General features: G+C 60.4%; 21 protein-coding genes. 6 read left to right on the top strand and 15 right to left on the bottom strand.

What is annotated here, in order from left to right; translation table 11 throughout:
- Positions 1 to 34 precede the first annotated feature (34 nt).
- The 8 genes from CLU80_RS11965 to CLU80_RS12005 all read right to left on the bottom strand — a co-directional run bounded on the left by CLU80_RS11965 (position 35) and on the right by CLU80_RS12005 (position 7333).
- On the bottom strand, positions 35 to 250 hold the full coding sequence (locus tag CLU80_RS11965) for a TOBE domain-containing protein (RefSeq protein WP_003229256.1): 216 nt from the start codon (positions 248 to 250) through the stop codon (positions 35 to 37).
- Positions 251 to 277: 27 nt separating this feature from the next.
- Positions 278 to 1084 carry an aliphatic sulfonates ABC transporter ATP-binding protein gene (gene ssuB, locus CLU80_RS11970; RefSeq protein WP_099757461.1) on the bottom strand — a complete coding sequence of 269 codons (807 nt, stop codon included), beginning with the start codon at positions 1082 to 1084 and terminating at the stop codon, positions 278 to 280.
- Entirely contained in the window at positions 1081 to 1863 is a 783-nt protein-coding gene (gene ssuC / locus CLU80_RS11975; RefSeq protein ID WP_003229260.1) for an aliphatic sulfonate ABC transporter permease SsuC, read from the bottom strand. Before ssuC ends, ssuB begins: the two co-directional genes overlap by 4 nt.
- A gap of 8 nt (positions 1864 to 1871) precedes the next feature.
- Entirely contained in the window at positions 1872 to 3020 is a 1149-nt protein-coding gene (gene ssuD, locus CLU80_RS11980) for an FMNH2-dependent alkanesulfonate monooxygenase (protein ID WP_007939251.1), read from the bottom strand.
- A gap of 25 nt (positions 3021 to 3045) precedes the next feature.
- Positions 3046 to 4011: a sulfonate ABC transporter substrate-binding protein gene (locus CLU80_RS11985; protein WP_099757462.1), complete on the bottom strand. Its 966-nt coding sequence runs from the start codon at positions 4009 to 4011 to the stop codon at positions 3046 to 3048.
- Between the two features lie 89 nt (positions 4012 to 4100).
- On the bottom strand, positions 4101 to 4694 hold the full coding sequence (ssuE, locus tag CLU80_RS11990; RefSeq protein ID WP_007913832.1) for an NADPH-dependent FMN reductase: 594 nt from the start codon (positions 4692 to 4694) through the stop codon (positions 4101 to 4103).
- A gap of 334 nt (positions 4695 to 5028) precedes the next feature.
- Complete coding sequence (locus CLU80_RS12000) at positions 5029 to 5667, bottom strand: peroxiredoxin (protein WP_095125823.1); 639 nt, start codon at positions 5665 to 5667, stop codon at positions 5029 to 5031.
- Between the two features lie 298 nt (positions 5668 to 5965).
- Positions 5966 to 7333, bottom strand: coding sequence for an OprD family porin (locus CLU80_RS12005; RefSeq protein ID WP_099757463.1), 1368 nt, complete (start codon positions 7331 to 7333; stop codon positions 5966 to 5968).
- Positions 7334 to 7697: 364 nt separating this feature from the next.
- On the opposite strand from CLU80_RS12005, the gene tauA reads away from it, so the two are divergent.
- Positions 7698 to 8687 (top strand): taurine ABC transporter substrate-binding protein, encoded by a 990-nt coding sequence (tauA, locus tag CLU80_RS12010; RefSeq protein WP_099757464.1) that lies wholly within the window; start codon positions 7698 to 7700, stop codon positions 8685 to 8687.
- A 67-nt stretch (positions 8688 to 8754) separates the two neighbouring features.
- On the opposite strand, the gene argA is transcribed toward tauA, so the two are convergent.
- Positions 8755 to 10056, bottom strand: a complete 1302-nt coding sequence (argA, locus tag CLU80_RS12015) for an amino-acid N-acetyltransferase (RefSeq protein WP_064116338.1) — start codon at positions 10054 to 10056, stop codon at positions 8755 to 8757.
- Between the two features lie 273 nt (positions 10057 to 10329).
- The gene (gene argE / locus CLU80_RS12020) at positions 10330 to 11487 is read right to left on the bottom strand and encodes an acetylornithine deacetylase (protein WP_099757465.1); all 1158 of its coding nucleotides are present in this window, start codon (positions 11485 to 11487) and stop codon (positions 10330 to 10332) included.
- A gap of 155 nt (positions 11488 to 11642) precedes the next feature.
- Between argE and CLU80_RS12025 the strand changes: the two genes are divergently transcribed.
- Positions 11643 to 13013, top strand: a complete 1371-nt coding sequence (locus CLU80_RS12025; RefSeq protein WP_099757466.1) for a CYTH domain-containing protein — start codon at positions 11643 to 11645, stop codon at positions 13011 to 13013.
- An 89-nt stretch (positions 13014 to 13102) separates the two neighbouring features.
- Here CLU80_RS12025 and CLU80_RS12030 read toward each other — a convergent pair whose 3' ends face one another.
- A complete protein-coding gene (locus tag CLU80_RS12030; RefSeq protein ID WP_016983809.1) occupies positions 13103 to 13567 on the bottom strand; it encodes an Lrp/AsnC family transcriptional regulator in 465 nt (154 codons plus the stop codon).
- Positions 13568 to 13693: 126 nt separating this feature from the next.
- On the opposite strand from CLU80_RS12030, the gene CLU80_RS12035 reads away from it, so the two are divergent.
- The 3 genes from CLU80_RS12035 to CLU80_RS12045 all read left to right on the top strand — a co-directional run bounded on the left by CLU80_RS12035 (position 13694) and on the right by CLU80_RS12045 (position 16295).
- Complete coding sequence (locus tag CLU80_RS12035) at positions 13694 to 14032, top strand: ACT-like domain-containing protein (protein WP_099757467.1); 339 nt, start codon at positions 13694 to 13696, stop codon at positions 14030 to 14032.
- A 92-nt stretch (positions 14033 to 14124) separates the two neighbouring features.
- Positions 14125 to 15909, top strand: coding sequence for a type IV pilus assembly ATPase TfpB (tfpB, locus tag CLU80_RS12040; RefSeq protein WP_099757468.1), 1785 nt, complete (start codon positions 14125 to 14127; stop codon positions 15907 to 15909).
- Between the two features lie 65 nt (positions 15910 to 15974).
- On the top strand, positions 15975 to 16295 hold the full coding sequence (locus tag CLU80_RS12045) for a DUF2388 domain-containing protein (protein ID WP_171057234.1): 321 nt from the start codon (positions 15975 to 15977) through the stop codon (positions 16293 to 16295).
- Between the two features lie 186 nt (positions 16296 to 16481).
- Here CLU80_RS12045 and gcvP read toward each other — a convergent pair whose 3' ends face one another.
- Positions 16482 to 19355 (bottom strand): aminomethyl-transferring glycine dehydrogenase, encoded by a 2874-nt coding sequence (gcvP, locus tag CLU80_RS12050; RefSeq protein ID WP_099757469.1) that lies wholly within the window; start codon positions 19353 to 19355, stop codon positions 16482 to 16484.
- A 156-nt stretch (positions 19356 to 19511) separates the two neighbouring features.
- Between gcvP and CLU80_RS12055 the strand changes: the two genes are divergently transcribed.
- Positions 19512 to 20654 carry a DegT/DnrJ/EryC1/StrS family aminotransferase gene (locus CLU80_RS12055; protein ID WP_099759371.1) on the top strand — a complete coding sequence of 381 codons (1143 nt, stop codon included), beginning with the start codon at positions 19512 to 19514 and terminating at the stop codon, positions 20652 to 20654.
- Positions 20655 to 20709: 55 nt separating this feature from the next.
- Here the strand turns inward: CLU80_RS12055 and gcvH are convergent, their stop codons facing one another.
- From gcvH to CLU80_RS12070, 3 genes are all read right to left on the bottom strand, one after another.
- Entirely contained in the window at positions 20710 to 21093 is a 384-nt protein-coding gene (gcvH, locus tag CLU80_RS12060; RefSeq protein ID WP_034151982.1) for a glycine cleavage system protein GcvH, read from the bottom strand.
- 49 nt (positions 21094 to 21142) lie between these two features.
- Positions 21143 to 22225: a glycine cleavage system aminomethyltransferase GcvT gene (gene gcvT / locus CLU80_RS12065; protein ID WP_093429762.1), complete on the bottom strand. Its 1083-nt coding sequence runs from the start codon at positions 22223 to 22225 to the stop codon at positions 21143 to 21145.
- Between the two features lie 156 nt (positions 22226 to 22381).
- Positions 22382 to 23998 (bottom strand): ABC transporter permease, encoded by a 1617-nt coding sequence (locus tag CLU80_RS12070; protein ID WP_095125817.1) that lies wholly within the window; start codon positions 23996 to 23998, stop codon positions 22382 to 22384.
- Positions 23999 to 24217: the final 219 nt, after the last annotated feature.

The raw sequence follows: 24217 nt of genomic DNA on the forward strand, positions 1-24217 counted from the left end.
TCACGCTCTCCGGGGTTGTTTTTTACTCACCGGCTTACAACTTGGCGATCGACACCTCGGTGGATTTTACAAAGGCGATCACTTCGCTGCCGACCACCAGTTCCAGCTCCTTGACCGAGCGGGTGGTAATCACCGAAGTAACGATGCCCGAAGCGGTCTGCACGTCGATTTCCGACAGCACGTCACCGAGGACGATTTCTTTGATCGAGCCTTTGAACTGGTTGCGGACGTTGATGGCTTTGATAGTCATGGCAATGATTCCTGTCGTTTGCTTGAGTTATTGAGCCCAACGCAGTTGCGTAGGCAGTGGTGAAACAGGTTCCGGCGCCGGCGGTTCGCCGGGCAGGGAGAGAACACGGTTAAGCACTTCGGTTTCCAGCGCCGCCAGTCGGTGCGAACCACGCACTCGCGGCCGCGACAGTTCCACATGCAGATCAAGACCGACTTCGCCGTCCTCGATCAGAATCACCCGGTCGGCAATCGCCACCGCTTCGCTGACGTCGTGAGTCACCAGCAGCACGGTGAAGCCGTGTTGTTGCCAGAGACGTTCGATCAGTTGCTGCATTTCAATGCGGGTCAGTGCGTCCAGTGCGCCGAGCGGTTCGTCGAGCAGCAGCAGACGCGGTTGATGGATCAGCGCCCGCGCCAGTGCAACGCGCTGCTTCTGTCCACCAGATAACGCCGCCGGCCACTCATTGGCACGATCCGCCAGACCGACTGCTTCCAGCGCATCCAGTGCTTGCTGACGCCAGTTGCCCTTGAGCCCAAGGCCAACGTTGTCGATGATCTTTTTCCACGGCAGCAGACGTGCTTCCTGGAACATCAATCGGGTGTCTTCCCGCGCATCGCTGAGCGGCGCAGAACCGGCGAGCAAGTCGCCGCCAGTCGGTTGATCGAGCCCGGCGAGCAAGCGCAGCAAGGTACTTTTGCCGCAGCCGCTACGCCCGACCACGGCGACAAACTGCCCTGCCGGAATGTGCAGATCGATGTCACGCAACACCTGCCGCGCGCCGAAGGTTTTCTGCAGGTTGCGCACTGCCAGCGGAATCCCGCGCAGCAGGCGTGGAGGTTGTTGAGCAGTCATGCCGCACCTCCTTTGGCAACCTGATAGGCCGGGTGCCAACGCAACCACACACGTTCAAGTCCACGTGCCGCAAGGTCAGCGAGTTTGCCGAGTACTGCGTAAAGCAGGATCGCCAGCACCACCACGTCGGTCTGCAAAAACTCGCGGGCATTCATCGCCAGATAGCCGATGCCCGAGCTGGCGGAAATGGTTTCGGCGACGATCAGCGTCAACCACATAAAGCCCAGCGCGAAACGCACACCGACCAGAATCGAAGGCAGCGCACCCGGCAGAATCACCTGCCAGAACAGGCTGAAACCGCTCAGGCCATAACTGCGCGCCATCTCCACCAGTGCCGGGTCGACGTTGCGGATGCCGTGATAAGTGTTGAGGTAGATCGGGAACAACGTGCCCAGCGCCACCAGAAAAATCTTCGCCGACTCGTCGATGCCGAACCACAGGATCACCAGCGGAATCAGCGCCAGGTGCGGCACGTTGCGGATCATCTGCACCGAACTGTCGAGCAGGCGTTCGCCCCACTTCGACAGACCGGTGATAAAGCCCAGGACCAGACCGATGCTGCCGCCGATGGTGAAACCGAGGGCTGCACGCCAGCCACTGATGGCCAGGTGCGTCCAGATCTCGCCGCTGCGCACCAGGCTCACGCCGGCCTCGATCACCGCCACCGGTGCCGGCAGAATCCGTGTCGACAACCAACCCGCCGACACCGACAACTGCCACACCGCTAGCAACAACACCGGCAACGCCCAGGGCGCGAGGCTGTGGATGATTTTCTTCATGGCGCGCCTCAGCTCTGCGACGCGGCTTTGGGAAGAATGTCGTTGGCGACCATCTCGCCGAACGGGCTGACATAACCGGCGCTTTTCGGCAGTTCCGGGCGCTCGATGTCGAGATGCGGGAACAGCAGTTCAGCGACGCGGTACGACTCTTCGAGGTGTGGATAACCGGAGAAGATAAAGGTGTCGATGCCCAGATCGGCGTACTCCTTCACGCGCGCGGCCACGGTCGGGCCATCGCCGACCAGCGCCGTACCGGCACCACCACGCACCAGACCGACGCCGGCCCAGAGGTTAGGGCTGACTTCGAGGTTGTCGCGACTGCCGCCGTGCAGGGCGGCCATGCGTTGCTGGCCGACCGAATCGAACCGCGCCAGCGAAGCCTGAGCACGAGCGATGGTGTCGTCGTCCAGGTGCGAGATCAGCCGATCCGCCGCTTGCCAGGCTTCAGCGTTGGTTTCACGGACGATCACATGCAGACGAATGCCGAAGCGCACGGTGCGGCCGAGCTTGGCGGCTTTGGCGCGCACCTGTTCGATCTTCTCCGCAACCGCTGCGGGCGGCTCGCCCCAGGTCAAGACCATTTCCACTTGTTCTGCAGCCAGATCCTGCGCCGCTTCCGAAGAACCACCGAAGTACAGCGGCGGACGCGGTTGCTGGATCGGCGGATAGAGCAACTTCGCGCCTTTCACGCTGATGTGCTGACCGTCGTAATCGACGGTTTCGCCTTCCAGCACACGACGCCAGATGCGGGTGAATTCCACCGAAGCCTGATAGCGTTCTTCGTGGCTGAGGAACAGACCATCGCCGGCCAATTCCTCCGGGTCACCACCAGTGACCAGATTGAACAGCGCACGCCCGCCGGACAGGCGATCCAGCGTGGCTGCCTGCCGCGCCGCGACCGTCGGGGAAATGATCCCGGGGCGCAGAGCCACGAGGAATTTCAGGCGCTGGGTCACCGGGATCAGCGACGCTGCCACCAGCCATGAGTCTTCGCAAGAACGGCCGGTAGGAATCAGCACACCGCCGAAGCCCAGACGATCCGCCGCTTGCGCGACCTGTTGCAGATAACCGTGGTCGACGGCGCGAGCGCCTTCGGCGGTGCCAAGGTAATGGCCGTCGCCGTGGGTAGGCAGGAACCAGAAGATATTGAGGCTCATGGAGTGGTCTCCTTAGGAATTCGAATTACTGCGCTTTAGCCACAGCGGCCGGTGGTGTCCAGATCACATCCTTGATGCTCAATGGCTTGGGAATCAGCTTGAGCTGGAAGAACGTGTCGGCGATTTTCTGCTGCGCGGCGACCACTTCCGGGGTCAGGAACAGTGCGCCGTAGCCCTGGCGTTTCACCGAGGTCAGGGTGATGTCCGCCGGCAGACCGAGCAGTGGCGCAACCTGTTGGGTCACGTCTTCAGGGTTGGCTTTGGACCACTCGCCGACTGCGCGCACTTCCTCGACGAGGGTCTTGATCACCTGAGGATTTTTCTCGGCGTAAGGCTTGGTCGCGAGGTAAAACTGGTGGTTGTCGACGATGCCTTTACCGTCGCGCAGGGTGTGCGCTTGCAGCTGTTTTTCAGCAGCAGCCTGGTACGGATCCCAGATGACCCAGGCGTCGACGCTGCCACGTTCGAACGCGGCGCGGGCATCGGCGGGCGGCAGGAAGACGGTTTGAATGTCACTGTATTTGAGGCCGGCGTCTTCCAGTGCGCGCACCAGCAGGTAGTGGACGTTGGAGCCTTTGTTCAGTGCGACCTTCTTGCCCTTGAGATCGGCCACCGATTTGATCGGCGAGTCTTTCGGCACAAGGATCGCTTCGCTGTTCGGCGCTGGCGGTTCGTAGGCAACGTAAAGCAGATCGGCGCCGGCCGCCTGAGCGAACACCGGTGGAGTTTCGCCGGTGACACCGAAGTCGATCGAGCCGACGTTCAGGCCTTCCAGCAGCTGCGGGCCGCCGGGGAATTCAGTCCATTGCACGTCGACGCCTTGGGCGGCCAGACGTTTTTCCAAAGTGCCCTTGGCCTTGAGCAGCACCAGCGTGCCGTACTTCTGATAACCGATCCGAAGAGTCTCGGCTTGAGCTTGAGTGATGGCGCCGAAGGTGACAGCCGCAGCAAACAGAGCGACCAGACCACGACGCAAAAATACAGTGCGCATAGCGCTCTCCTTTTTGCTGTTGGGTTTTGGCTGCACCTGCTTGCCCGTTAGCGGGCGAGTAAGGCGAGTACTTCAAATTTCGATGAGACTTAAATGCTCCAGCGAGCACTCAACAAACGTTCGTTCAACAGGCCCGGTTCCAGCGGTTTCGGTCGGCGCGCCATGGCGCCGACAAACTGATCCAGCGCTTCATGCAGTCGCTGCTCCAGCGCCGGTGCCAGTTGTGCTGCGGCACTGCCTTCGCCGTAAGCGATCTGGCTGTCCTCGGCGAAAATCCCTTGGAGCATTTCCTGGGCTTTCAGCGCGGACAACACAGGCTTGAGCGCGTAATCGACCACCAGCATGTGGGCGATGCTGCCGCCGGTGGCCATTGGCAAAACAATCTTGTGGTTCAGGGCGCGCTCCGGGAGCAGATCCAGCAACGTCTTCAACGCGCCGGAAAACGAAGCCTTGTACACCGGCGTGGCGATCAACAGGCCGTCGGCGTTTTCGATCTGTTGCAGCAGGTCGAGCACCTTCGGGCTGTCGAAGCGGGCGTGAAGCAAATCTTCAGCCGGGAAGTCCCGCACCTGATAACTCACCACTTCCACCCCTTGCGCCTGCAACCAGCGTTGCGAGCGTTCCAGCAGCACCCCGGAACGGGAGCGCAGGCTGGGACTGCCACCGAGTGAGACGACCAGCATCGAGACAATTCCTTAAGCGTTTCAGGCGATTCGCGGGTTGCGATCTCGCTTCGATGGGAATGACCTTACCAGCTGATTTATATATCCATAAATCATATTTATTCATTTGGTTATGCGTTTTGGAGATATACGATTCGCTTTGTTTCGGGCGAAAAAAAAGGCCGTCGAAACGGCCTGAAATCCCCTGCTTAGTAGCAACCACTGATCATTCCCACGCTCTGCGTGGGAATGAATCCATGGACGCTCCGCGTCCACTGTGACGCGGAGCGTCACGGGCGGCATTCCCACGCGGACGGTTCGACGCCTCGACGTGGGAACGATCTGCCCGGTGATATCACTTATTCGGCTGTGGCGTCAGGCGCAGGTACGGCTTCACCGCGCGATAGCCCTTCGGAAAGCGCTGCTTGATCTCGTCCTCATCCTTGAGCGACGGCACGATCACGACCTCTTCACCGTCCTGCCAGTTGGCCGGCGTAGCCACCTTGTAGTTGTCGGTGAGCTGCAGCGAATCGATCACCCGCAGAATCTCGTGGAAGTTGCGCCCGGTGCTCGCCGGGTAGGTGATGGTCAAACGAATCTTCTTGTTCGGATCGATCACGAACAGCGAGCGCACGGTCAGCGTGTCGTTGGCGTTCGGGTGGATCAGGTCATACAGATCCGAGACCTTGCGATCGGCGTCCGCCAGGATCGGAAAGTTGACGACAGTGTTCTGGGTTTCGTTGATGTCTTCGATCCACTTGTGGTGCGAATCCACCGGGTCGACCGACAGCGCGATGGCTTTGACGCCGCGTTTGCTGAACTCATCCTTGAGCTTGGCGGTGAAGCCCAGCTCAGTGGTGCACACCGGAGTAAAGTCCGCCGGGTGGGAGAACAGCACGCCCCAGCTATCGCCCAGCCATTCGTGGAAACGAATCTTGCCGGCGCTGGAATCCTGTTCGAAATCGGGGGCGATGTCGCCGAGTCTGAGGCTCATGGTGCTGCTCCTGATGAGTTGTTCGAGACCTCAACTGTAGCCCGGGATTTGCCATCGTGAAAAAGAATAAATAACTAGATATTTAGATCATTAATGAATATTAAACATCTGTTCACTGGACGTTGGCAGGCATCCCGACGAACATCGGCCGCAAGGTTCGAGAAGGCCTTGAGTTGCTGTAAAGAGGGATGTTTCGGGGAGGGCTTACGGGGGTGAGCCTGACTCGAAAACGCAAAAGCCCCGTCCGGCGCGATGCCGGACGGGGCTTTTTTTTACATCAGCGAATCGAGACGCGCTATTACAGCAGCGGGATCGAGTAGCTGACGATCAGGCGGTTTTCATCCTGGTCACGCTGACCTGGGATGTCGTTGCGCCACATTGCGTTTTTCCACATCACGCCAACGTTTTTCAGCGGGCCTTCCGGTACGACATAACCGATGGTCAGGTCGCGTTCCCACTCGGAACGGCCGGTCGCGTTGGTGCTGACTTGGCGGTCGCCGACTTTACCGGTGGTGTCGATGTTATCGCCACGCAGGTAAACCACACCGGCGGTCAGGCCAGGTACGCCAACTTTGGCGAAGTCGTACGAGTAGCGAGCTTGCCAGGTACGCTCGCCAGCGCGGGCGAATTTGGCAATCTGCATGTCGGTAGTGATGTAAGCCGACGAGCCGTCACCCTGGTTCAGCCAAGGGAAGTCGCTGTTGCCGTTGCTGACCTGATAACCGCCACCGAAGGTGTGACCTTCAACGGTGTACAGGAACAAGCCGCTGTACAGGTTGTTGTCGACTTTACCTTTGGTGATGCCAGTGCCGTAGTCACCGGTGGTGTAGTAGGCAGGGTCGTTACCGTTGGCGCCATCGTCACGGCTGTTGAAGTAACGGAAGTCAGACTTCAATACACCCGGGCCGATTGCCCAGTTGTGTACCAGACCCAGGAAGTGCTGCTTGTAGTAATCCTGCAGATTGCCGTAGTAGTACTGGGCAGTCAGGTCTTTGGTGATTTTGTAGTCGCCACCACCGTAGATGAACTTGTTGCTGTCACGACCGGCAGCGGTGTGAGCGTTGGAGCCAGCAATCGACAACTCTTCGTTGTTGCTGGAGTTACGGCCCTTGGCGTGCTCGATTTGACCAGCAACCAGCGTCAGATCCTTGATCTCGCTCGAAGTGATCTGGCCACCCTGGAAGGTTTGCGGCAGCAGACGACCGTCGTTGGTCACGATGACCGGCAGTTTTGGCTGCAGGGTGCCGAGCTTCAGTTCGGTCTGGGAGATCTTGGCTTTGGCAGTCAGACCCAGGCTGGAGTAGTTGTCGACCGCTTCACCGTTGGACTTGCTCGGGAATACAGTGCCGCCATAGGAAGTCGACGTGGCACCGTTGGTGCCGCCACCCGAATCCAGACGCACGCCCACCAGGCCGATGGCGTCGATACCGAAGCCTACGGTGCCTTGGGTGTAACCGGAGATGAAACGCAGATCGAAGCCTTGGCCCCATTCTTCTTGCTTGTTCTGAGCCTTGGCAGCTTTGGTATCGCCGTCACGGTTATCAGTGTTGATGTAGAAGTTACGCAGCCCCAAAGTAGCTTTGCTGTCTTCGATGAAACCGGCGGCGCCTGCCTGCTGCGCCATAACCCCTACGGCCACAGCCAGGGCCAAGGTGGACTTGTTCATGTAAAGCTCCTCTCGTTTCTAATTCTTGTGTTCCTGGCCCGGGGTCTGATGCCCTGGGTCCTAAGATGCGCGATTAGCGCCAGACCGTGACTGACAAGTCAATCGTAACCTTGTGTGTCTACGACCAAGGTCTAATCGCAGTGATTTGGTCCGTGCAGAGTAAAGATTTCCTGATAAACCCAAAAAGAATTTATTCATTCTTTTTCATACCATTTCGGAATATGGCCAGTATCGTGCCACCTCCGCCGGGAAACAGCGTATCGGCGACTAAGCTCATTCCTAAATGGTATTTGTTAGCATTTTTTTATATCGATTAGCTTTGGCGCAACCCCGAATCGTCAAACCCTATCGAAAAGGCGACGCCATGATGGCCAAACGCGCACTATCTAGTCAATTTGTTACAGTTTGTGTGTCAGCTCTGATTTCTTTTTCGGCCCATGCCGCCAACCTCACGGTCGGCTATCAAACCGGTATCGACCCAAGCAAAGTCCCGCAAGCCGACGGCGTCTACGAGAAAACCATCGGCGAGAAAATCGACTGGCGCCGCTTCAACAGCGGCCCGGAAGTTGTGACAGCCATTGCTTCGGGTGACGTGCAGATCGGCAACCTCGGTTCCAGCCCATTGGCCGCTGCCGCTTCGCGCAATCTGCCGATTGTGGCGTTCATCGTTTCGGCGCAGATCAATGCTGCCGAAGCGCTGGTGGTGCGCAATGGCAGCGGTATCAACACGCCGCAGGATCTGGTCGGCAAGACCATCGCTACGCCGTTCGTTTCCACTTCCCACTACAGCCTGCTCGGCGCCCTCAAGCACTGGGGCCTGGACGCCTCGAAAGTCAAAGTGGTGAACCTGCAACCCGCAGAGATCGCCGCGGCGTGGAAGCGTGGGGATATCGATGGTGCGTTTGTCTGGTCACCGGCGCTGGGGGAAATCCGCAAGACCGGCAAGACCCTGACCGATGCCGCGCAGGTCGGCCAGTGGGGCGCGCCGACTTTCGAGGTCTGGGTCGCGCGCAAGGACTTCGCCGAAAAGCACCCCGACGTCGTCGCGAAGTTCGCCAAGGTCACGCTGGATTCATTTGCCGATTACGCGGCGCATAAAGATAGCTGGACGGCTGACTCGGTGCCGGTACAGAAAATCGCCAAACTGACCGGTGCCAATGCCGCTGATGTGCCGGAATTGCTCGCAGGTTCGGCGTTCCCGGATGCCAAGGCGCAGCAAACCACGGCGCTGCTGGATGGCGGCACGGCGAAGGCGATTGGCGAGACGGCGAAGTTTTTGAAGGAACAGGGCAAGGTTGAAACGGTGCTGCCGGACTACTCACCGTACATCAGCGCGAAGTTTGTGGCGCAATAAAAGCTTCGCGAGCAGGCTCGCTCCCACAGGAGTGGGAGCGAGCCTGCTCGCGAATGGAGCAACTCGGTTAAAGGGTTTTTTCGAAGATTTTCGAATTGCGCTGGAAGTTGTACAACGAAGCCCGCGCCGCTGGCAGGCGTTCAACGCTGCTCGGCTCGAACCCACGCTCACGGAACCAGTGCGCGGTGCGTGTGGTGAGGACGAACAGCGTCTTCAAACCTTGCGCCCGCGCACGGGTTTCAATGCGCTCCAGCAGTTCATCACCGCGACCGCCATGACGATACTCCGGATTCACCGCCAGGCACGCCAGCTCACCGGCATCGGAATCGGCAATCTGATACAGCGCCGCGCAGGCGATGATCATGCCTTCACGCTCGACCACGCTGAACTGCTCGATCTCACGCTCCAGCACTTCGCGCGAACGACGCACCAGAATCCCCTGCTCTTCCAGCGGGCTGATCAAGTCGAGCAAACCGCCGACGTCTTCAATCGCCGCCTCACGCACCAGTTCGAATTGCTCTTGCGCGACCAGCGTACCGCCACCGTCACGGGTGAACAGCTCGGTCAGCAGCGCGCCGTCTTCGGCGTAACTGACGATATGGCTGCGCGCCACGCCGCCACGGCAAGCCTCGGCAGCGGCATCAAGCAGTTCCGCCTGATAATTGCTGCTGCCCAGACGCTGTAAATGCGCCGGCACTTGCTGTGGACGCAACTCACGCACCAGTTTGCCGTTCTCGTCGATCAGACCGAGATCAGCCCCGAACAGCAACAGCTTGTCCGCGCCCAGGTCGATAGCGGCGCGGGTGGCGACGTCTTCGCAGGCGAGGTTGAAGATTTCACCGGTCGGCGAGTAGCCCAACGGCGACAGCAACACGATCGAACGCTCGTCGAGCAGGCGATTGATGCCCTTGCGGTCGACCCGGCGCACTTCGCCGGTATGGTGATAGTCGACGCCTTCCAGCACACCTATCGGCCGCGCGGTAACGAGGTTGCCGCTGGCCACGCGCAGACGCGAGCCCTGCATCGGCGACGAAGCCATGTCCATCGACAAACGTGCTTCGATGGCGATGCGCAATTGGCCGACTGCATCGATTACACATTCCAGGGTTGCGGCATCGGTGATGCGCATGCCGTGGTGGTAATGCGGGGTCAGGCCACGGGCGGCAAGGCGGGTTTCAATCTGCGGGCGCGAACCGTGCACCAGCACCAGGCGCACGCCGAGGCTGTGCAGCAGGACGATGTCGTGGACGATGTTGCCGAAATTCGGATGCTCCACACCGTCGCCAGGCAGCATGACGACGAAGGTGCAGTCGCGGTGGGCATTGATATAAGGGGACGCGTGACGAAGCCAATTGACGTATTCGGGCATGAACCTGGGCCTGTAATAAATAGCAGCCGAAAAAGGGGCGAAACGGAAAACGCACAGCGGGCTGATGGTTATCGTCGGAACAGGCTTGGCGACACGCGCGCTCTCCTCATGAATACGGGTTGGGTTGCTGGCAATTTACAGCGTTTGATCGGGCAAAACATAGATCCCTTGTAGGAGTGAGCTTGCTCGCAAAAGCGGTGTATCAGATACATCAATGTCGACTGACCCGACGCCTTCGCGAGCAAGCTCGCTCCCACATGGACAGTGTTCAATTCATAGAACTTTGTCCGGGGTCAGGCAGTAATGTTCAATCAGTTGCCGTAATAGATGCACGGTAGGCTGCAAACGTGACATTTCAAGGTACTCGCCGGGCTGATGCGCACAGGCAATGTCGCCAGGGCCGAGCACGATGGTTTCGCAACCAAGGCGCTGAAGATAAGGTGCTTCGGTGCCAAACGCTACTGCTTCGGCGCTGTGGCCGGTGAGCTTTTCAGCAATGCGCACCAGTTCAGCGTCTTCGGCCTGCTCGAACGACGGCACTTCCGGAAACAAAGGTTTGTAGTCGATCTTCACCTGGTGGCGTTCGGCGACCGGGTTGAGTTTGCGCAGAATCTCTGCGCGCAGGACTTTCGGGTCCATACCCGGCAATGGCCGCAGGTCGAATTCCAGCGAACACTGGCCGCAGATACGGTTGGGATTATCGCCGCCATGGATGCAGCCGAAGTTCATCGTCGGTTGCGGCACGCTGAACTGCGGATTATTGAATTCGCGCTGCCACAGCAGGCGCAGGCCGCGCAGTTCGCCGATCGCATCGTGCATCGCTTCGAGGGCGCTGTGGCCCAGGCGCGGATCCGACGAATGGCCGCTCTGCCCGAGGATGTCGATGCGCTCCATCATGATGCCTTTGTGCATGCGGATCGGCTTGAGGCCGGTCGGCTCGCCGATCACCGCTGCGCGACCCAGCGGCCGCCCGGCCTCGGCCAGTGCACGGGCGCCGGACATCGAGCTTTCTTCATCGCAGGTGGCGAGGATCAGCAGCGGCTGCTTGAACGGCTGATCGAGCAGCGGCAGCACCGCTTCGATGATCAGCGCGAAGAACCCTTTCATGTCGCAACTGCCCAAGCCAACCCAACGGCCATCGACTTCGGTGAGTTTCAGCGGATCGGTCTGCCACAACGCATCGTCGTACGGCACCGTGTCGCTGTGCCCGGCCAGCACCAGCCCGCCGGGGCCGCTGCCGAAACTGGCGAGCAGGTTGAATTTGCCGGGGCTGACCTGCTGGATATCGCAATTGAAACCCAGGTCGCCCAGCCAGCCGGCGAGCAAATCGATCACCGCGCGGTTGGATTGGTCGAGGTTCGGTTGGGTACAGCTGACCGATGGCGCGGCGATCAGCGCAGCGAACTGGTCTTGCATGGACGGCAAAGGCATCGCTGACTCCAACTCCCGATTTGAAGTCCATCATAGAACCATCCGGCGTCAGGAATAAACCGCCGCAGGGCGTAGGACGAATCAGTCCTGTACACTGCACGGCCTTGGCAGCCACATATTCCCCGGCTGCGCTCCCGATCCTGGATTTTCCGGCCATGCAGAAAGAAACCGAAATCAAACTCCGCGTCAGCCGCGAAACCCTCGCTGCGCTGCGCGAGCACCCGTTACTGAAAAAACGCAACAAAAGTGGCTGGGAACGCCGTGAGTTGATGAACCAGTACTTCGACACCCCTGAGCGCGATCTGGCCCAGGCCAAAGTCGCCCTGCGCCTGCGCAAGGACGGTGACGAAGTCATTCAAACCCTCAAGACCCGTGGCCAAAGCGTTGCTGGTCTGTCCGAACGCAATGAATACGACTGGAAGTTGCCGAAAGCCAAGCTCGACGTGAAAAAACTCGACGGCGAATGCTGGCCCGAGTCGCTGGCCGAGCTGGACAAGAAAACCCTCAAGCCGATCTTCACCACCGACTTCGTCCGCGAGCGCGCCGAAATCGCCTGGGGCCGTGGCAAGAGCAAAGTGGTCATCGAAGCCGCGCTGGATCTCGGTCACGTTGTGGTAGGCAAGCAGAAAGAAGAAATCTGCGAGCTGGAACTGGAGCTGCGCGAAGGCGAGCCTGCCGCGCTGCTGGAACTGGCCGCCGAACTGGCTGAAACCCTGGCGTTGATGCCGTGTGACATCAGCAAGGCTGAGCGCGGCTATCGTCTGTACGACGCCAACAGCTATTCGCTGAGCCTGCCGGCGCCGGAGCTGACCCCGGAAACCCAACTCGACGACGCCTTCGCCGCGCTGAGCTGGCATTTGCTCGGCAGCAGCCAGCGTCTGGCCGAACAGTACCGTTTCAACGGCCACTGGCGCCTGTTGCTCGACTGGGTCGAGAACCTCGCGGAAATGCGCGCCCTGCTCAGCAGCCTCGGCCAGGCCGCGCCGCGTCAGTCGACTCACGATTTGCGCGTCGCGCTTGATGCATTGCTGGAAGACTGGCGTCCGCTGGTACAGGCCGGCATCGAAGATGAAGACGTACGCAAGGCTGCGCCGGAGCAGTTCCTCGAAGAACTGGAAGATCCGCGCTGGGGTCTGTTCTCGCTGAGCACGTCACGCTGGTTGCTGGCCCGTACCTGGACCGCCGAGCGCAACGTTCGCGGCAATCGTCAGGGCGGTGCGCAGTTGCATAGCTGGTTGCCGCGCCTGTTGGGCGAAGAAGCCACTGCTCTGCAACTGCAGCGTTATCAGCAGCAGCCGGAAGATCTGGCTGAACAACTGCCGCGTATCGAGCGCATTCAGGTCTGGCTGCACCACGCGCGCAACGTGCTGGAAATCCCGGAAATGGATCGTCTGTACGGCGAGCTGAACAAGTTGGCGCAACTGGCCAACGAGCCGACGATCACTGACGAACTGCTCGACGCGCGCAAGCAACAGGCGATTGCGGTTTACCAGAATCGCGCATGGAAAATGCTTCTGCGCATGTAATACCGCTTTCGCGAGCAGGCTCGCTCCCACATTGGAATGCAATCCCCTGTGGGAGCGAGCCTGCTCGCGAAGAGGCCAACTGCCTGACCTCAGACAGGGAGGCTTGTGGTGGATTTGATCTCCGACAACGCCACAATCGAATTCACTTCCTGAATCCCCGGCACCAGCGACAGCTTCTCGAAAAAGAATCGCTCATACGCCTCGATGTCCGCCGCAACAATCCGCAGTAAAAAATCCACCGCCCCCATCAGCACATAGCACTCCAGCACTTCCGGAAAGCCGCGAATCGCTTCGGTGAACTCGGTGAAGTTCGAACGCCCGTGGGCGTTGAGTTTGATCTCGGCAAAGATCTGCGTATTCAGGCCAATCTTCTTGCGATCAAGCAAGGTCACCTGGCCGCGAATGATGCCCTCCTCTTTCATCCGCTGAATCCGCCGCCAGCACGGTGATTGCGACAGGCCGACCTGCTCGGCGATCTGCGCGCTCGACAGCGAGGCGTCCTCTTGCAGGAGGGCGAGAATCTTGCGGTCGTAGCTGTCCAACTCACTGTGCATAGAAAAACCTCTAATCGAACATTTTGCGAATTGATCCTTTCGATCAATCGTCAATAACGACGATCATAGCCAAGAAATACCCGGCGTCGAATGTAAAAATTCCTCCAGAGATTTTGGAGACTCGCCATGCCACACCTCGAAGCCGTAACCACCTCGCCTACCCGCGCCGACGTCTGGAACGTCAGCAACGCCCATTGCCTGGCGCAGTATCAGATCCTCGCCGAGGCCGAGCCGGATCTGCTGGTGCGGGTGCTCAACCTGTTCGCACTGCAGTTCCTCACGCCCGAGCAGGTCAATGTGCAGCGCATGGATGATCTGCTGTCGATCGACCTGGTCATGGGCGGTCTCAGTTGGCATCGCGCGCAAGTGATCGCGGAAAAACTTCGTAACCTGATCAGCGTCTGCTCGGTCAATCTGCAAAACGCCGACAGCGCTTGGGATGCGCGGACGCAAGCGGCCGGCTGACAAGTTCGGCAACGGCTTCGTCGGGTAGTGGCCCAACGGTCTGCGGGGCCGCGACTATCCTTTTGCGCACTGTCGCTCAAAAGGAAGCCCGCATGTCCGTTCAACTTGCCACTCAGGACCGCTGGCTGGAACTCAACGAAGTGCTGCGTGAACTGGTCGCCCAAGGGTTTATTTGCCAGGACTCGGCGGAGCAGGCGCTGAATGCCCGCCGCCGTCTCGCGGCTCATGCTCAGATGCATCCGCTGGAATTCATCGCCAGCCAGCAACTGGACGACCTCAGCCGTCCGGGCAAACACCTCGACCTGGAAAGCCTGACCCTGTGGCTGGCGCAACAGGCCGGCCAGCCGTACTTGCGTATTGACCCGTTGAAGATCAACGTCGCCGCGATCACGCCGTTGATGTCCTATGCCTTTGCGCAACGGCACAAGATTCTCGCCGTGGCGGTCGACCGCGATTCGGTGACCGTGGCCAGCGCCCAGCCTTATGTCACCGGCTGGGAGGCCGATCTCACCCACGTGTTGAAGCTGCCGATCAAACGGGTGGTGGCCAACCCGGCGGATATCCAGCGCTTCAGCGTCGAGTTCTTCCGCTTGGCCAAATCGGTCAGCGGCGCCAGCAATGCCGATCAGCAGAGCGGTAACCTCGGCAACTTCGAACAACTGCTCAACCTCGGCGCCAGCGATCAGGAGCCGGATGCCAACGATGCGCACATCGTCAACATCGTCGACTGGCTGTTCCAGTACGCCTTCCAGCAGCGCGCCAGCGATATCCACATCGAGCCTCGGCGTGAACAAGGCACGGTGCGCTTTCGCATCGACGGCGTGCTGCACAACGTCTATCAATTCCCGCCGCAGGTGACCATGGCAATTGTCAGTCGCCTGAAAAGCCTCGGGCGGATGAACGTCGCCGAGAAGCGCAAACCCCAAGACGGCCGGGTCAAGACCAAGACCCCGGACGGCGGTGAAGTGGAGCTGCGCCTTTCGACGCTGCCCACCGCGTTCGGCGAAAAAATGGTCATGCGGATTTTCGACCCGGAAGTGCTGCTCAAGGATTTCGACCAGCTGGGTTTCAGTGCCGACGATTTGCGCCGCTGGCAAGACATGACCCGCCAGCCCAACGGCATCATTCTGGTCACCGGGCCGACCGGCTCGGGCAAGACCACCACGCTGTACACCACGCTGAAAAAACTGGCGACGCCGGAGGTCAACCTCTGCACCATCGAAGACCCGATCGAGATGGTCGAGCCGGCGTTCAACCAGATGCAGGTGCAGCACAACATCGACCTGAGTTTCGCCGCTGGGGTGCGCGCGCTGATGCGGCAAGACCCGGACATCATCATGATCGGCGAGATCCGTGACCTGGAAACCGCTGAAATGGCGATTCAGGCGGCGCTCACCGGGCACCTGGTCTTGTCGACGCTGCACACCAATGACGCCCCCAGCGCAATCAGCCGTCTGCTCGAACTCGGCGTGCCGCACTACCTGATCAAAGCCACCGTGCTCGGCGTGATGGCCCAGCGTCTGGTGCGCACCTTGTGCCCGCACTGCAAAGCGCCGCTAACGCTGGAAGAAGAGGATTGGCAAACCCTGACCCGCCCGTGGCAAGCGCCGCTACCGGGCAACGCACAACGCGCCATCGGTTGCGTGGAATGCCGCGATACCGGCTATCGCGGCCGCGCCGGGGTCTACGAAATCATGCAACTGAGCGACAGCCTCAAGGCGTTCATCACCCCGGACGCCGACCTCACGGCGATTCGTCGGCAGGCATTCAAGGAAGGCATGCGCAGTTTGCGGCTGTCCGGGGCACAGAAAGTCGCGGCGGGGCTGACGACGGTGGAAGAAGTGCTGCGGGTGACGCCGCAGAGCGAGCAGAAATAAGCCGCCACGGAACCGGATCGGGGAATGGCGATCCAAGGCCCTAGTTAACCCCCTGGAGTCATCTCATCATGCGTCTCAAACTTGCTGTCGCCACTCTGGCCTTGCTGTCCCTTCCCGTTGGTTCGGCCATGGCGGACAGCTTTTGGCGTAACGTCATCTCGTCCGGTGCCACTACCGGTTCGACCTACCTGACCTTCAAGGATCACAAGCTGATCATCGCCGCACAGGACGATGCCGGCAGCTTCGTTGCCAGTGATGGCGGCATTCGCGGACCGTATCTGGAAGCGGCGATGCAGAAAGTCCGCGCCGACAATCCAGGCCTGCAGGCGACCGATATGGAATTGGCGAATGCGATCCTGGCGAAGAATGCCGTGGCTTCCGAGTAAGCCATCCGCCAACAAAAATGCCGCTCAATCGAGCGGCATTTTTTTGCCTGTCTTCTGAGCCCAGCACTAAACCCTGTGGGAGCGAGCTTGCTCGCGAAGGCAATTTCACATCCGAAATATGCGGCGACTGACACGCCGTCTTCGCGAGCAAGCTCGCTCCCACAAGGACCGCATACAGTCTGAATGTCAGCGGTAATCATCCACCGGGACGCAGGCACAGAACAGGTTTCGGTCGCCGTAAACGTTATCCACTCGATTCACCGCCGGCCAATACTTGTGCGCCTTGGTGTGCGCATCCGGGGTAATGCCCTGCTCGATGCTGTAGGGCCGCTCCCAAACTCCGGTGACATCCGCCAGGGTATGCGGCGCTCGTTTCAACGGGTTGTCCTCGGCCGGCCAGTTGCCGTTTTGCACTTCGGTGATTTCTGCACGAATGCTCAGCATCGCACCGATAAAACGATCCAGTTCAGCTTTGGATTCACTCTCGGTCGGCTCGACCATCAACGTGCCCGGCACCGGGAAGGACATGGTCGGCGCATGGAAGCCGTAATCCATCAGGCGCTTGGCGACGTCTTCTTCGCTGATCCCGGTCAGCGCCTTCAAGGGCCGCAGGTCGAGAATGCATTCGTGAGCGACCCGCCCGTTGCGCCCGGTGTACAACACCGGGAATGCGCCGGATAAATGCTGCGCCAGATAGTTCGCCGCCAGAATCGCCACCTCGCTGGCATCCGCCAGTTGCGGGCCCATCATGGCGATGTACATCCAGCTGATCGGCAGAATGCTCGCGCTGCCCCAAGGCGCCGCGCTGACCGCGCCGTTCTGCGCCAGTGGCCCGTCGATCGGCACCACTGGATGATTGGCGACGAACGGCGCCAGATGCGCACGAATACCGATCGGCCCCATGCCCGGCCCACCGCCGCCATGGGGAATGCAAAAAGTCTTGTGCAAATTCATGTGCGACACGTCGGCGCCAATGTCTGCCGGCCGCGTCAGCCCGACCTGCGCGTTGAGGTTCGCGCCGTCCATGTAGACCTGACCGCCGTACTTGTGGATAACCTCGCAGATCTCGCTGATGCCCTCCTCGTACACACCGTGGGTCGACGGATAGGTCGCCATCAGGCACGACAACTTATCCCCAGCCTCGGCGGCTTTCGCTTGCAGATCCTCAAGATCGACGTTGCCCGCTTCATCGCACTCGACGATTACCACACGCATCCCGGCCATTTGCGCCGAAGCCGGGTTGGTACCATGGGCCGAGGACGGAATCAGACAGATCTCCCGCGCCCCCTGCTGACGGCTCTCGTGGTATTTGCGGATCGCCAGCAGCCCGGCGTACTCGCCCTGAGCGCCAGAGTTGGGCTGCATGCAGATCGCATCGAACCCGGTGATTGCGCACAACCAGCGCTCCAGCTCCTCGATCATCAGCGTATAACCGACCGCCTGCTCACGCGGCACGAACGGATGCAGGTTGGCGAATTGCGGCCAGGTAATCGGGATCATTTCGCTGGTGGCGTTGAGTTTCATGGTGCAGGAGCCCAGCGGGATCATCGACTGATTGAGCGCCAGATCCTTGTTTTCCAGTTGTTTGAGATAGCGCAGCATCTCGGTTTCGCTGTGATGGGCGTTGAACACCGGGTGGCGCAAGTACGGTGTGTTGCGCTGGAGGTTGTCGGGGATGCCCGAACTCAGGGCTTCAGCGTCAAGTTCATCGACGTTCAACCCATGATCGGCGCCAAGCAGGACATCGAACAGCTTGGCCACGGTACCCTCATCGCAGGTCTCATCGAGACTCAGCCCGACCCGACCGCGCCCGAGAATCCGCAGATTGATCTGTGCGGCTTGAGCGCTTTCGATGATCGCCGTTTGCGCACCGCCGACGTCCAGCGTCAGTGTGTCGAAGAACTGCGCATTGACCCGACTGATTCCTTTGCGCTCAAGCCCTGCGGCCAGAATGCAGGTCAGCCGATGCACGCGCTGGGCGATGTGTTTCAGGCCTTCCGGCCCGTGATAAACCGCGTAGAAACTGGCGATGTTGGCCAGCAACACCTGAGCCGTGCAGATGTTCGAGTTGGCCTTCTCGCGGCGGATATGTTGTTCGCGGGTTTGCAGCGCCATGCGCAATGCGACGTTACCCCGAGCGTCCTTCGACACGCCGATGATCCGCCCGGGAATCGCCCGTTTGTATTCCTCGCGACTGGCAAAGAACGCCGCGTGCGGGCCGCCATAACCCATCGGCACACCGAAACGTTGGGATGAGCCGAACACCACATCGGCGCCCAACTCACCCGGCGGCGTCAGCAACAGCAGACTCAGCAGGTCCGTGGCGACGCAGGCCAGCGCTTGCTGCGCATGCAAATGGTCGATCAGCGGGCGCAGGTCACGCACCTCGCCATGGGTGTCGGGATATTGCAGCAGCGCACCGAACACTTGGTGCTGTTTGAGATTATCCACAGCATCGACGATCAATTCGAAGCCGAAACCTTCGGCGCGGGTCTGCACCACCGAAATGGTTTGTGGATGACAGTTCTCATCAATGAAGAACAGATTGCTCTTCGATTTGGCTACGCGTTTGGCCAACGCCATGGCTTCCGCCGCCGCCGTGGCCTCATCGAGCAAAGACGCGTTGGCCAGTTCCAGACCGGTGAGGTCGATGGTCAGTTGCTGGAAATTCAGCAACGCTTCGAGCCGGCCCTGGGCGATCTCCGGTTGATACGGCGTGTACGCGGTGTACCAGCCGGGATTTTCCAGGACGTTGCGCAAGATGACCGTGGGCGTGAGGGTGCCGTGATAGCCCATGCCGATGAGGCTGGTCCAGACCTGATTCTGCTCGGCGTAACCGCGCAGTCTGGCCAGCGCCGCTTGTTCGTCGAGGGCCGGCGGCAGATCCAGTGCGCGGTTAAGGCGGATGGCCGGCGGTACAGTCTGTTCGATCAGTTCGACCCGACTGCCGAGGCCGAGGCTGTCGAGCATCGCCTGTTGTTCGGCAGCATCGGGGCCGAGGTGACGGCGCAAAAAAGCGTCGGGGTCGCGTAACTGGCTCAGGGACGGCAACTGGGACATGACGGGCTCTCTCTTGGCTGGCGCTCGGCGTCAATGCAACACGGTCAAACCAGCATAGCAGTCGATATCGTCGCGCACGGCTTGGCGGCCGAGGGCGTTCCGGGCCATGCTGTGGCGCCTGCGTCAGGCGTTCAACTCGCGGATGATCAAAGCCTCATGAGCACACTGCCGTTTCTGCCGTTTTCCAAACCTGTCATCGACGAAGCGACGATTGCCGCTGTGGGCGAAGTCTTGCGTTCCGGCTGGATCACCAGCGGGCCGAAGGTTCAGGCCTTCGAAGCACAGTTGTCGGAATATTTTGGCGGGCGCCCGGTGCGCACCTTCAATTCCGGTACCTGCACCATGGAAATCGCCTTGCGCATCGCCGGCATCGGGCCCGGAGACGAAGTGATTACCACGCCGATTTCCTGGGTGGCCACAGCCAACGTGATCCTTGAAGTCGGCGCCACACCCGTGTTTGCCGACATCGATCCGCAGACCCGCAATATCGACCTGGACCAACTGGAAGCGGCCATTACCCCACGCACCAAAGCAGTGATTCCGGTGTACCTCGCCGGTCTGCCCGTAGACATGGATCGCCTGTACGCCATCGCGCGCAAACACAATCTGCGCATCGTCGAAGACGCCGCCCAGGCGCTGGGCTCGAGCTGGAACGGCCAGCGCATCGGCGCCACCGGTGACTTCGTGTCGTTCAGTTTTCAGGCGAACAAGAACGTCACCTGCGCCGAGGGGGGTTGTCTGGTGCTGAACACACCTGAGGAAGCGCGGCTAGCGGAGAAGTACCGCTTGCAGGGCGTAACCCGCAACGGTTTCGATGGCCTGGACGTCGATGTCCTGGGCGGCAAGTTCAACATGACCGATGTCGCTGCCACGATCGGTCTGGGCCAGTTTGCTCATATCGAAGCGCTGACGGCGCATCGGCGTGAACTGGCGCGGCATTATTTCCAGTGCTTTGGCGCTGACTTTGAAGCGACCTATGGCGCCCAACTGCCGCTGGCGGATTTCACCAACAGCAACTGGCACCTGTTCCAACTGGTACTGCCGGAGCGCAAGGACGGCTTGCCTGCGCGGGCGACGTTCATGGAGCAGATGCAGGCGCATGGTATCGGGATCGGCTATCACTATCCGCCGATCCACTTGCTGAGTCTGTACCGCGAGCGCGGTTTCAACGAGGGGATGTTGCCGGTGGCCGAGCGTGTCGGGCGGCTGATCGTGTCGCTGCCGATGTTTACCGCGATGAGCAAGGAGGATGTCGAGCGCTCGGTCGCTGCGGTGAAAGCGGTGTTGCACAACGCCTGACAGACACCCATAAAAAAGCCCCGACAAGTCGGGGCTTTGCGGTGTAGCCGGGCAATTACTCGCCGATGGCAGCCTTGTAGGCAGCGGCATCCAGCAGCTTGTCCAGATCAGCTGCATTGTCTGGCTTGAGTTTGAAGATCCACGCACCGTACGGATCGGAGTTCAGCAGTTCCGGAGAAGCACTCAGCTCTTCGTTGACGGCGATGACTTCACCGGCGATCGGCGAGTAAATGTCGGAAGCGGCTTTCACCGACTCAACCACACCCGCCTGATCTTCAGCGGCGAATTTGTTACCCACTTCAGTCAACTCGACGAACACCACATCGCCCAGCGCTTCCTGCGCGTGATCGCTGATGCCCACGGTGACGGTGCCGTCGGCTTCCAGACGTGCCCATTCATGACTTTCGGCAAAACGCAGTTCAGCGGGAATATTGCTCATCTTCGGTGTCCTCAGGAATTGGGTCAGCGGTCATGCCCGCCGGAAAAGGTTAGATCAAAGTTTTGCCATGGCGTACGAAGGTCGGTTTGACCACCCGTACCGGGTACCACTTGCCACGGATTTCCACTTCGGCGCGGTCGGCAGTTGCCATCGGAACACGCGCCAGGGCAATCGATTTGCTCAGCGTAGGAGAGAAACTACCACTGGTGATCTCCCCTTCGCCAACATCGGCGATGCGAACCACTTGATGAGCGCGCAAAACACCACGTTCTTCCAGGACCAGACCAACCAGTTTGTGCGCAATGCCGGCAGTTTTTTCCGCCTCCAGCGCAGCACGGCCGATGAATTGGCGGGTGGCCGGTTCCCAGGCAATGCTCCAGGCCATGTTCGAGGCCAGTGGCGAAACGTCTTGGTGAATGTCCTGACCGTAGAGATTCATCCCGGCTTCAACCCGCAGGGTATCGCGGGCACCGAGGCCGATCGGGGAAATGCCGGCACCGACCAGATCGTTGAAGAACCCCGGCGCCTGATTGGCCGGCAGGCAGATTTCCAGGCCATCTTCACCGGTATAACCGGTACGCGCGATGAACCAGTCACCGTCGGTATAGCCTTCGAAGGGTTTGAGGTGCTGGATCAGCGTGGCGCGAGACTGGGTCACCAGTTCGGCAATCTTGTGCCGGGCCTGTGGGCCTTGGATGGCGAGCATCGCCAGCTCGGAGCGCTCGTGCAGCTGCACGTCGTAATCGCCGCGCTGCGCGTTCATCCAGGCCAGATCCTGATCGCGGGTCGAAGCGTTGAACACCAGTCGATAAGCGTCGTCGAGGCGGTAGACGATCATGTCATCGACGATGCCGCCACGCTCGTTGAGCATGGTGCTGTACAACGCACGGCCGGGGCGGTGCAGGCGGTCGACATCATTGGCCAGCAAATGCTGCAGCCAGGCCTTGGCCTGGGTGCCGGTGACATCGATCACGGTCATGTGGGAAACATCGAACACCCCGCAATCGCGGCGCACTTCGTGGTGCTCCTCGACCTGCGAGCCGTAATGCAGTGGCATGTCCCAACCGCCAAAATCGACCATCTTCGCGCCGAGGGCGAGATGCAGGTCATACAGAGGCGTACGCTGTCCCATGGGTTTCTCCTTCCGGGCGTGCCGAAGGTGCGGACAGCCGCTGTACGGGGTGAAAGCCGCGAAATAGAAGGCTTTCAGCCGATTTCAGCGAACGGGTCTGTCAGACGAACCGCACCGAATGCCGCGCATTGTAGCCGCATGATTCAGGACTGACGACTAAGTGTTTCGGTGCGCCGAGCGGCGGATCAGTCCGATGACCGGCAATAGACCGACCAGAACCAGGGTCAGCGCTGGCAAAGACGCCCTCGCCCATTCACCTTCACTGGTCATTTCAAAGATCCGCACCGCCAGCGTGTCCCAGCCAAACGGGCGCATCAGCAGGGTCGCGGGCATTTCCTTGAGGACATCGACGAACACCAGCAGCGCCGCGCTCAGCGCGCCGGGCAGCAACAGCGGCAGATACACTTTGAAAAACAGTCGCGGCCCACTGACACCCAGGCTACGTGCTGCTTCGGGCAAAGAGGGCCGTATACGCGCCAGACTGCTTTCCAGCGGCCCGTACGCCACCGCAATAAAACGCACCAGATAGGCCATCAGCAACGCCGCCAGACTGCCAAGCAGCAGCGGTTTGCCCGCGCCGCCGAGCCAACCGGAGAGTGGAATCACCAGCTCGCGATCCAAATAACTGAACGCCAGCATGATCGACACGGCCAACACCGAACCCGGCAAGGCGTAGCCCAGGTTGGCCAGACCAACACCAGAGTTGATCGCCTGCGTCGGCGCCAGCCGCCGGGCAAACGCCAACAACAGCGCAACACTGACGGTAATCAGCGCCGCCATGCCGCCCAAATACAAGGTGTGCAGGATCAGCCCCGCGTAGCGCTCGTCCAGATCGAAACGGCCGCGCTGCCAGAACCAGACGATCAGTTGCAGCAGCGGAATGACGAAGGCGCAGGCGAACACCAGTGCGCACCAGCTCATCGCCGCGAACGCCTTGAGCCCGCGCAAGTGATACAGGGCTTTCACCCGTGGCCGCTCGTTGCCCGCCCGATTGGCGCCACGCGCGCGACGTTCGCCGTAGAGCACCAGCATCACCACCAGCAGCAACAGACTGGCCAGCTGCGCCGCACTCGACAGGCTGAAGAAGCCGTACCAGGTCTTGTAGATGGCGGTGGTGAAGGTGTCGAAGTTGAACACCGAGACCGCGCCGAAATCCGCCAGGGTTTCCATCAGCGCCAATGCCACGCCGGCGCCAATGGCCGGACGCGCCATCGGCAACGCCACACGCCAGAACGCTTGCCACGGTGATTGGCCAAGCACCCGCGCCGCTTCCATCAGGCCTTTGCCCTGAGCGAGGAATGCGGTGCGCGCCAACAGGTAAACGTAGGGATAGAAGACCAGCACCAGCACGATGATCACCCCGCCGGTGGAGCGCACGCGCGGCAGCCGCAGGCCGCTGCCGAACCATTCGCGCAGCAGGGTCTGCACAGGGCCGGCGAAATCGAGCAGGCCGACGAAAACGAAGGCCAGCACATAGGCGGGAATGGCGAAAGGCAGCATCAGCGCCCAGTCGAGCCAGCGCCGGCCGGGGAATTCGCAGAGGCTGGTGAGCCAGGCGAGGCTAACACCCAGCAGCGTCACACCGACACCGACGCCAACGACCAGCGTCAGGGTGTTGCCCAGCAGGCGCGGCATCTGGGTTTGCCACAGGTGCGACCAGATCTGTTGATCGATGGTCTGCCAGGAGAGCAGCAGAACGCTCAGGGGCAACAGCACCAGCGCGGCGATGGCGAAGACGATGGGATACCAGCGGCGTTGGGCGGGGTGGGCCACTTTTGAATCTCTGGGGGGATTGAGGTGTTCTTGGATTGGGTATTTCAGGTTGGGATTGTTGCCCTCACCCTAACCCTCTCCCGGAGGGAGAGGGGACTGACCGAGGCGTTCGTTCAAGCTACATCGACCTGAGATATCGAGTTGAACTCAGGAGTTGAATCCAACACAGATCGGCTCCCTCTCCCTTGGGAGAGGGCTGGGGTGAGGGGCAGCGATCTT

This window comes from Pseudomonas sp. 29 (genome assembly GCF_002754355.1).
GTDB lineage: Bacteria > Pseudomonadota > Gammaproteobacteria > Pseudomonadales > Pseudomonadaceae > Aquipseudomonas > Aquipseudomonas neuropathica.

Coding starts and splice junctions, on each gene's coding strand:
- CLU80_RS11965 (WP_003229256.1), bottom strand. CDS start 250: ATGACTATCAAAGCCATCAACGTCCGCAACCAGTTCAAAGGCTCGATC.
- ssuB (WP_099757461.1), bottom strand. CDS start 1,084: ATGACTGCTCAACAACCTCCACGCCTGCTGCGCGGGATTCCGCTGGCA.
- ssuC (WP_003229260.1), bottom strand. CDS start 1,863: ATGAAGAAAATCATCCACAGCCTCGCGCCCTGGGCGTTGCCGGTGTTG.
- ssuD (WP_007939251.1), bottom strand. CDS start 3,020: ATGAGCCTCAATATCTTCTGGTTCCTGCCTACCCACGGCGACGGCCAT.
- CLU80_RS11985 (WP_099757462.1), bottom strand. CDS start 4,011: ATGCGCACTGTATTTTTGCGTCGTGGTCTGGTCGCTCTGTTTGCTGCG.
- ssuE (WP_007913832.1), bottom strand. CDS start 4,694: ATGCTGGTCGTCTCACTCGGTGGCAGTCCCAGCCTGCGCTCCCGTTCC.
- CLU80_RS12000 (WP_095125823.1), bottom strand. CDS start 5,667: ATGAGCCTCAGACTCGGCGACATCGCCCCCGATTTCGAACAGGATTCC.
- CLU80_RS12005 (WP_099757463.1), bottom strand. CDS start 7,333: ATGAACAAGTCCACCTTGGCCCTGGCTGTGGCCGTAGGGGTTATGGCG.
- tauA (WP_099757464.1), top strand. CDS start 7,698: ATGATGGCCAAACGCGCACTATCTAGTCAATTTGTTACAGTTTGTGTG.
- argA (WP_064116338.1), bottom strand. CDS start 10,056: ATGCCCGAATACGTCAATTGGCTTCGTCACGCGTCCCCTTATATCAAT.
- argE (WP_099757465.1), bottom strand. CDS start 11,487: ATGCCTTTGCCGTCCATGCAAGACCAGTTCGCTGCGCTGATCGCCGCG.
- CLU80_RS12025 (WP_099757466.1), top strand. CDS start 11,643: ATGCAGAAAGAAACCGAAATCAAACTCCGCGTCAGCCGCGAAACCCTC.
- CLU80_RS12030 (WP_016983809.1), bottom strand. CDS start 13,567: ATGCACAGTGAGTTGGACAGCTACGACCGCAAGATTCTCGCCCTCCTG.
- CLU80_RS12035 (WP_099757467.1), top strand. CDS start 13,694: ATGCCACACCTCGAAGCCGTAACCACCTCGCCTACCCGCGCCGACGTC.
- tfpB (WP_099757468.1), top strand. CDS start 14,125: ATGTCCGTTCAACTTGCCACTCAGGACCGCTGGCTGGAACTCAACGAA.
- gcvP (WP_099757469.1), bottom strand. CDS start 19,355: ATGTCCCAGTTGCCGTCCCTGAGCCAGTTACGCGACCCCGACGCTTTT.
- CLU80_RS12055 (WP_099759371.1), top strand. CDS start 19,512: ATGAGCACACTGCCGTTTCTGCCGTTTTCCAAACCTGTCATCGACGAA.
- gcvH (WP_034151982.1), bottom strand. CDS start 21,093: ATGAGCAATATTCCCGCTGAACTGCGTTTTGCCGAAAGTCATGAATGG.
- gcvT (WP_093429762.1), bottom strand. CDS start 22,225: ATGGGACAGCGTACGCCTCTGTATGACCTGCATCTCGCCCTCGGCGCG.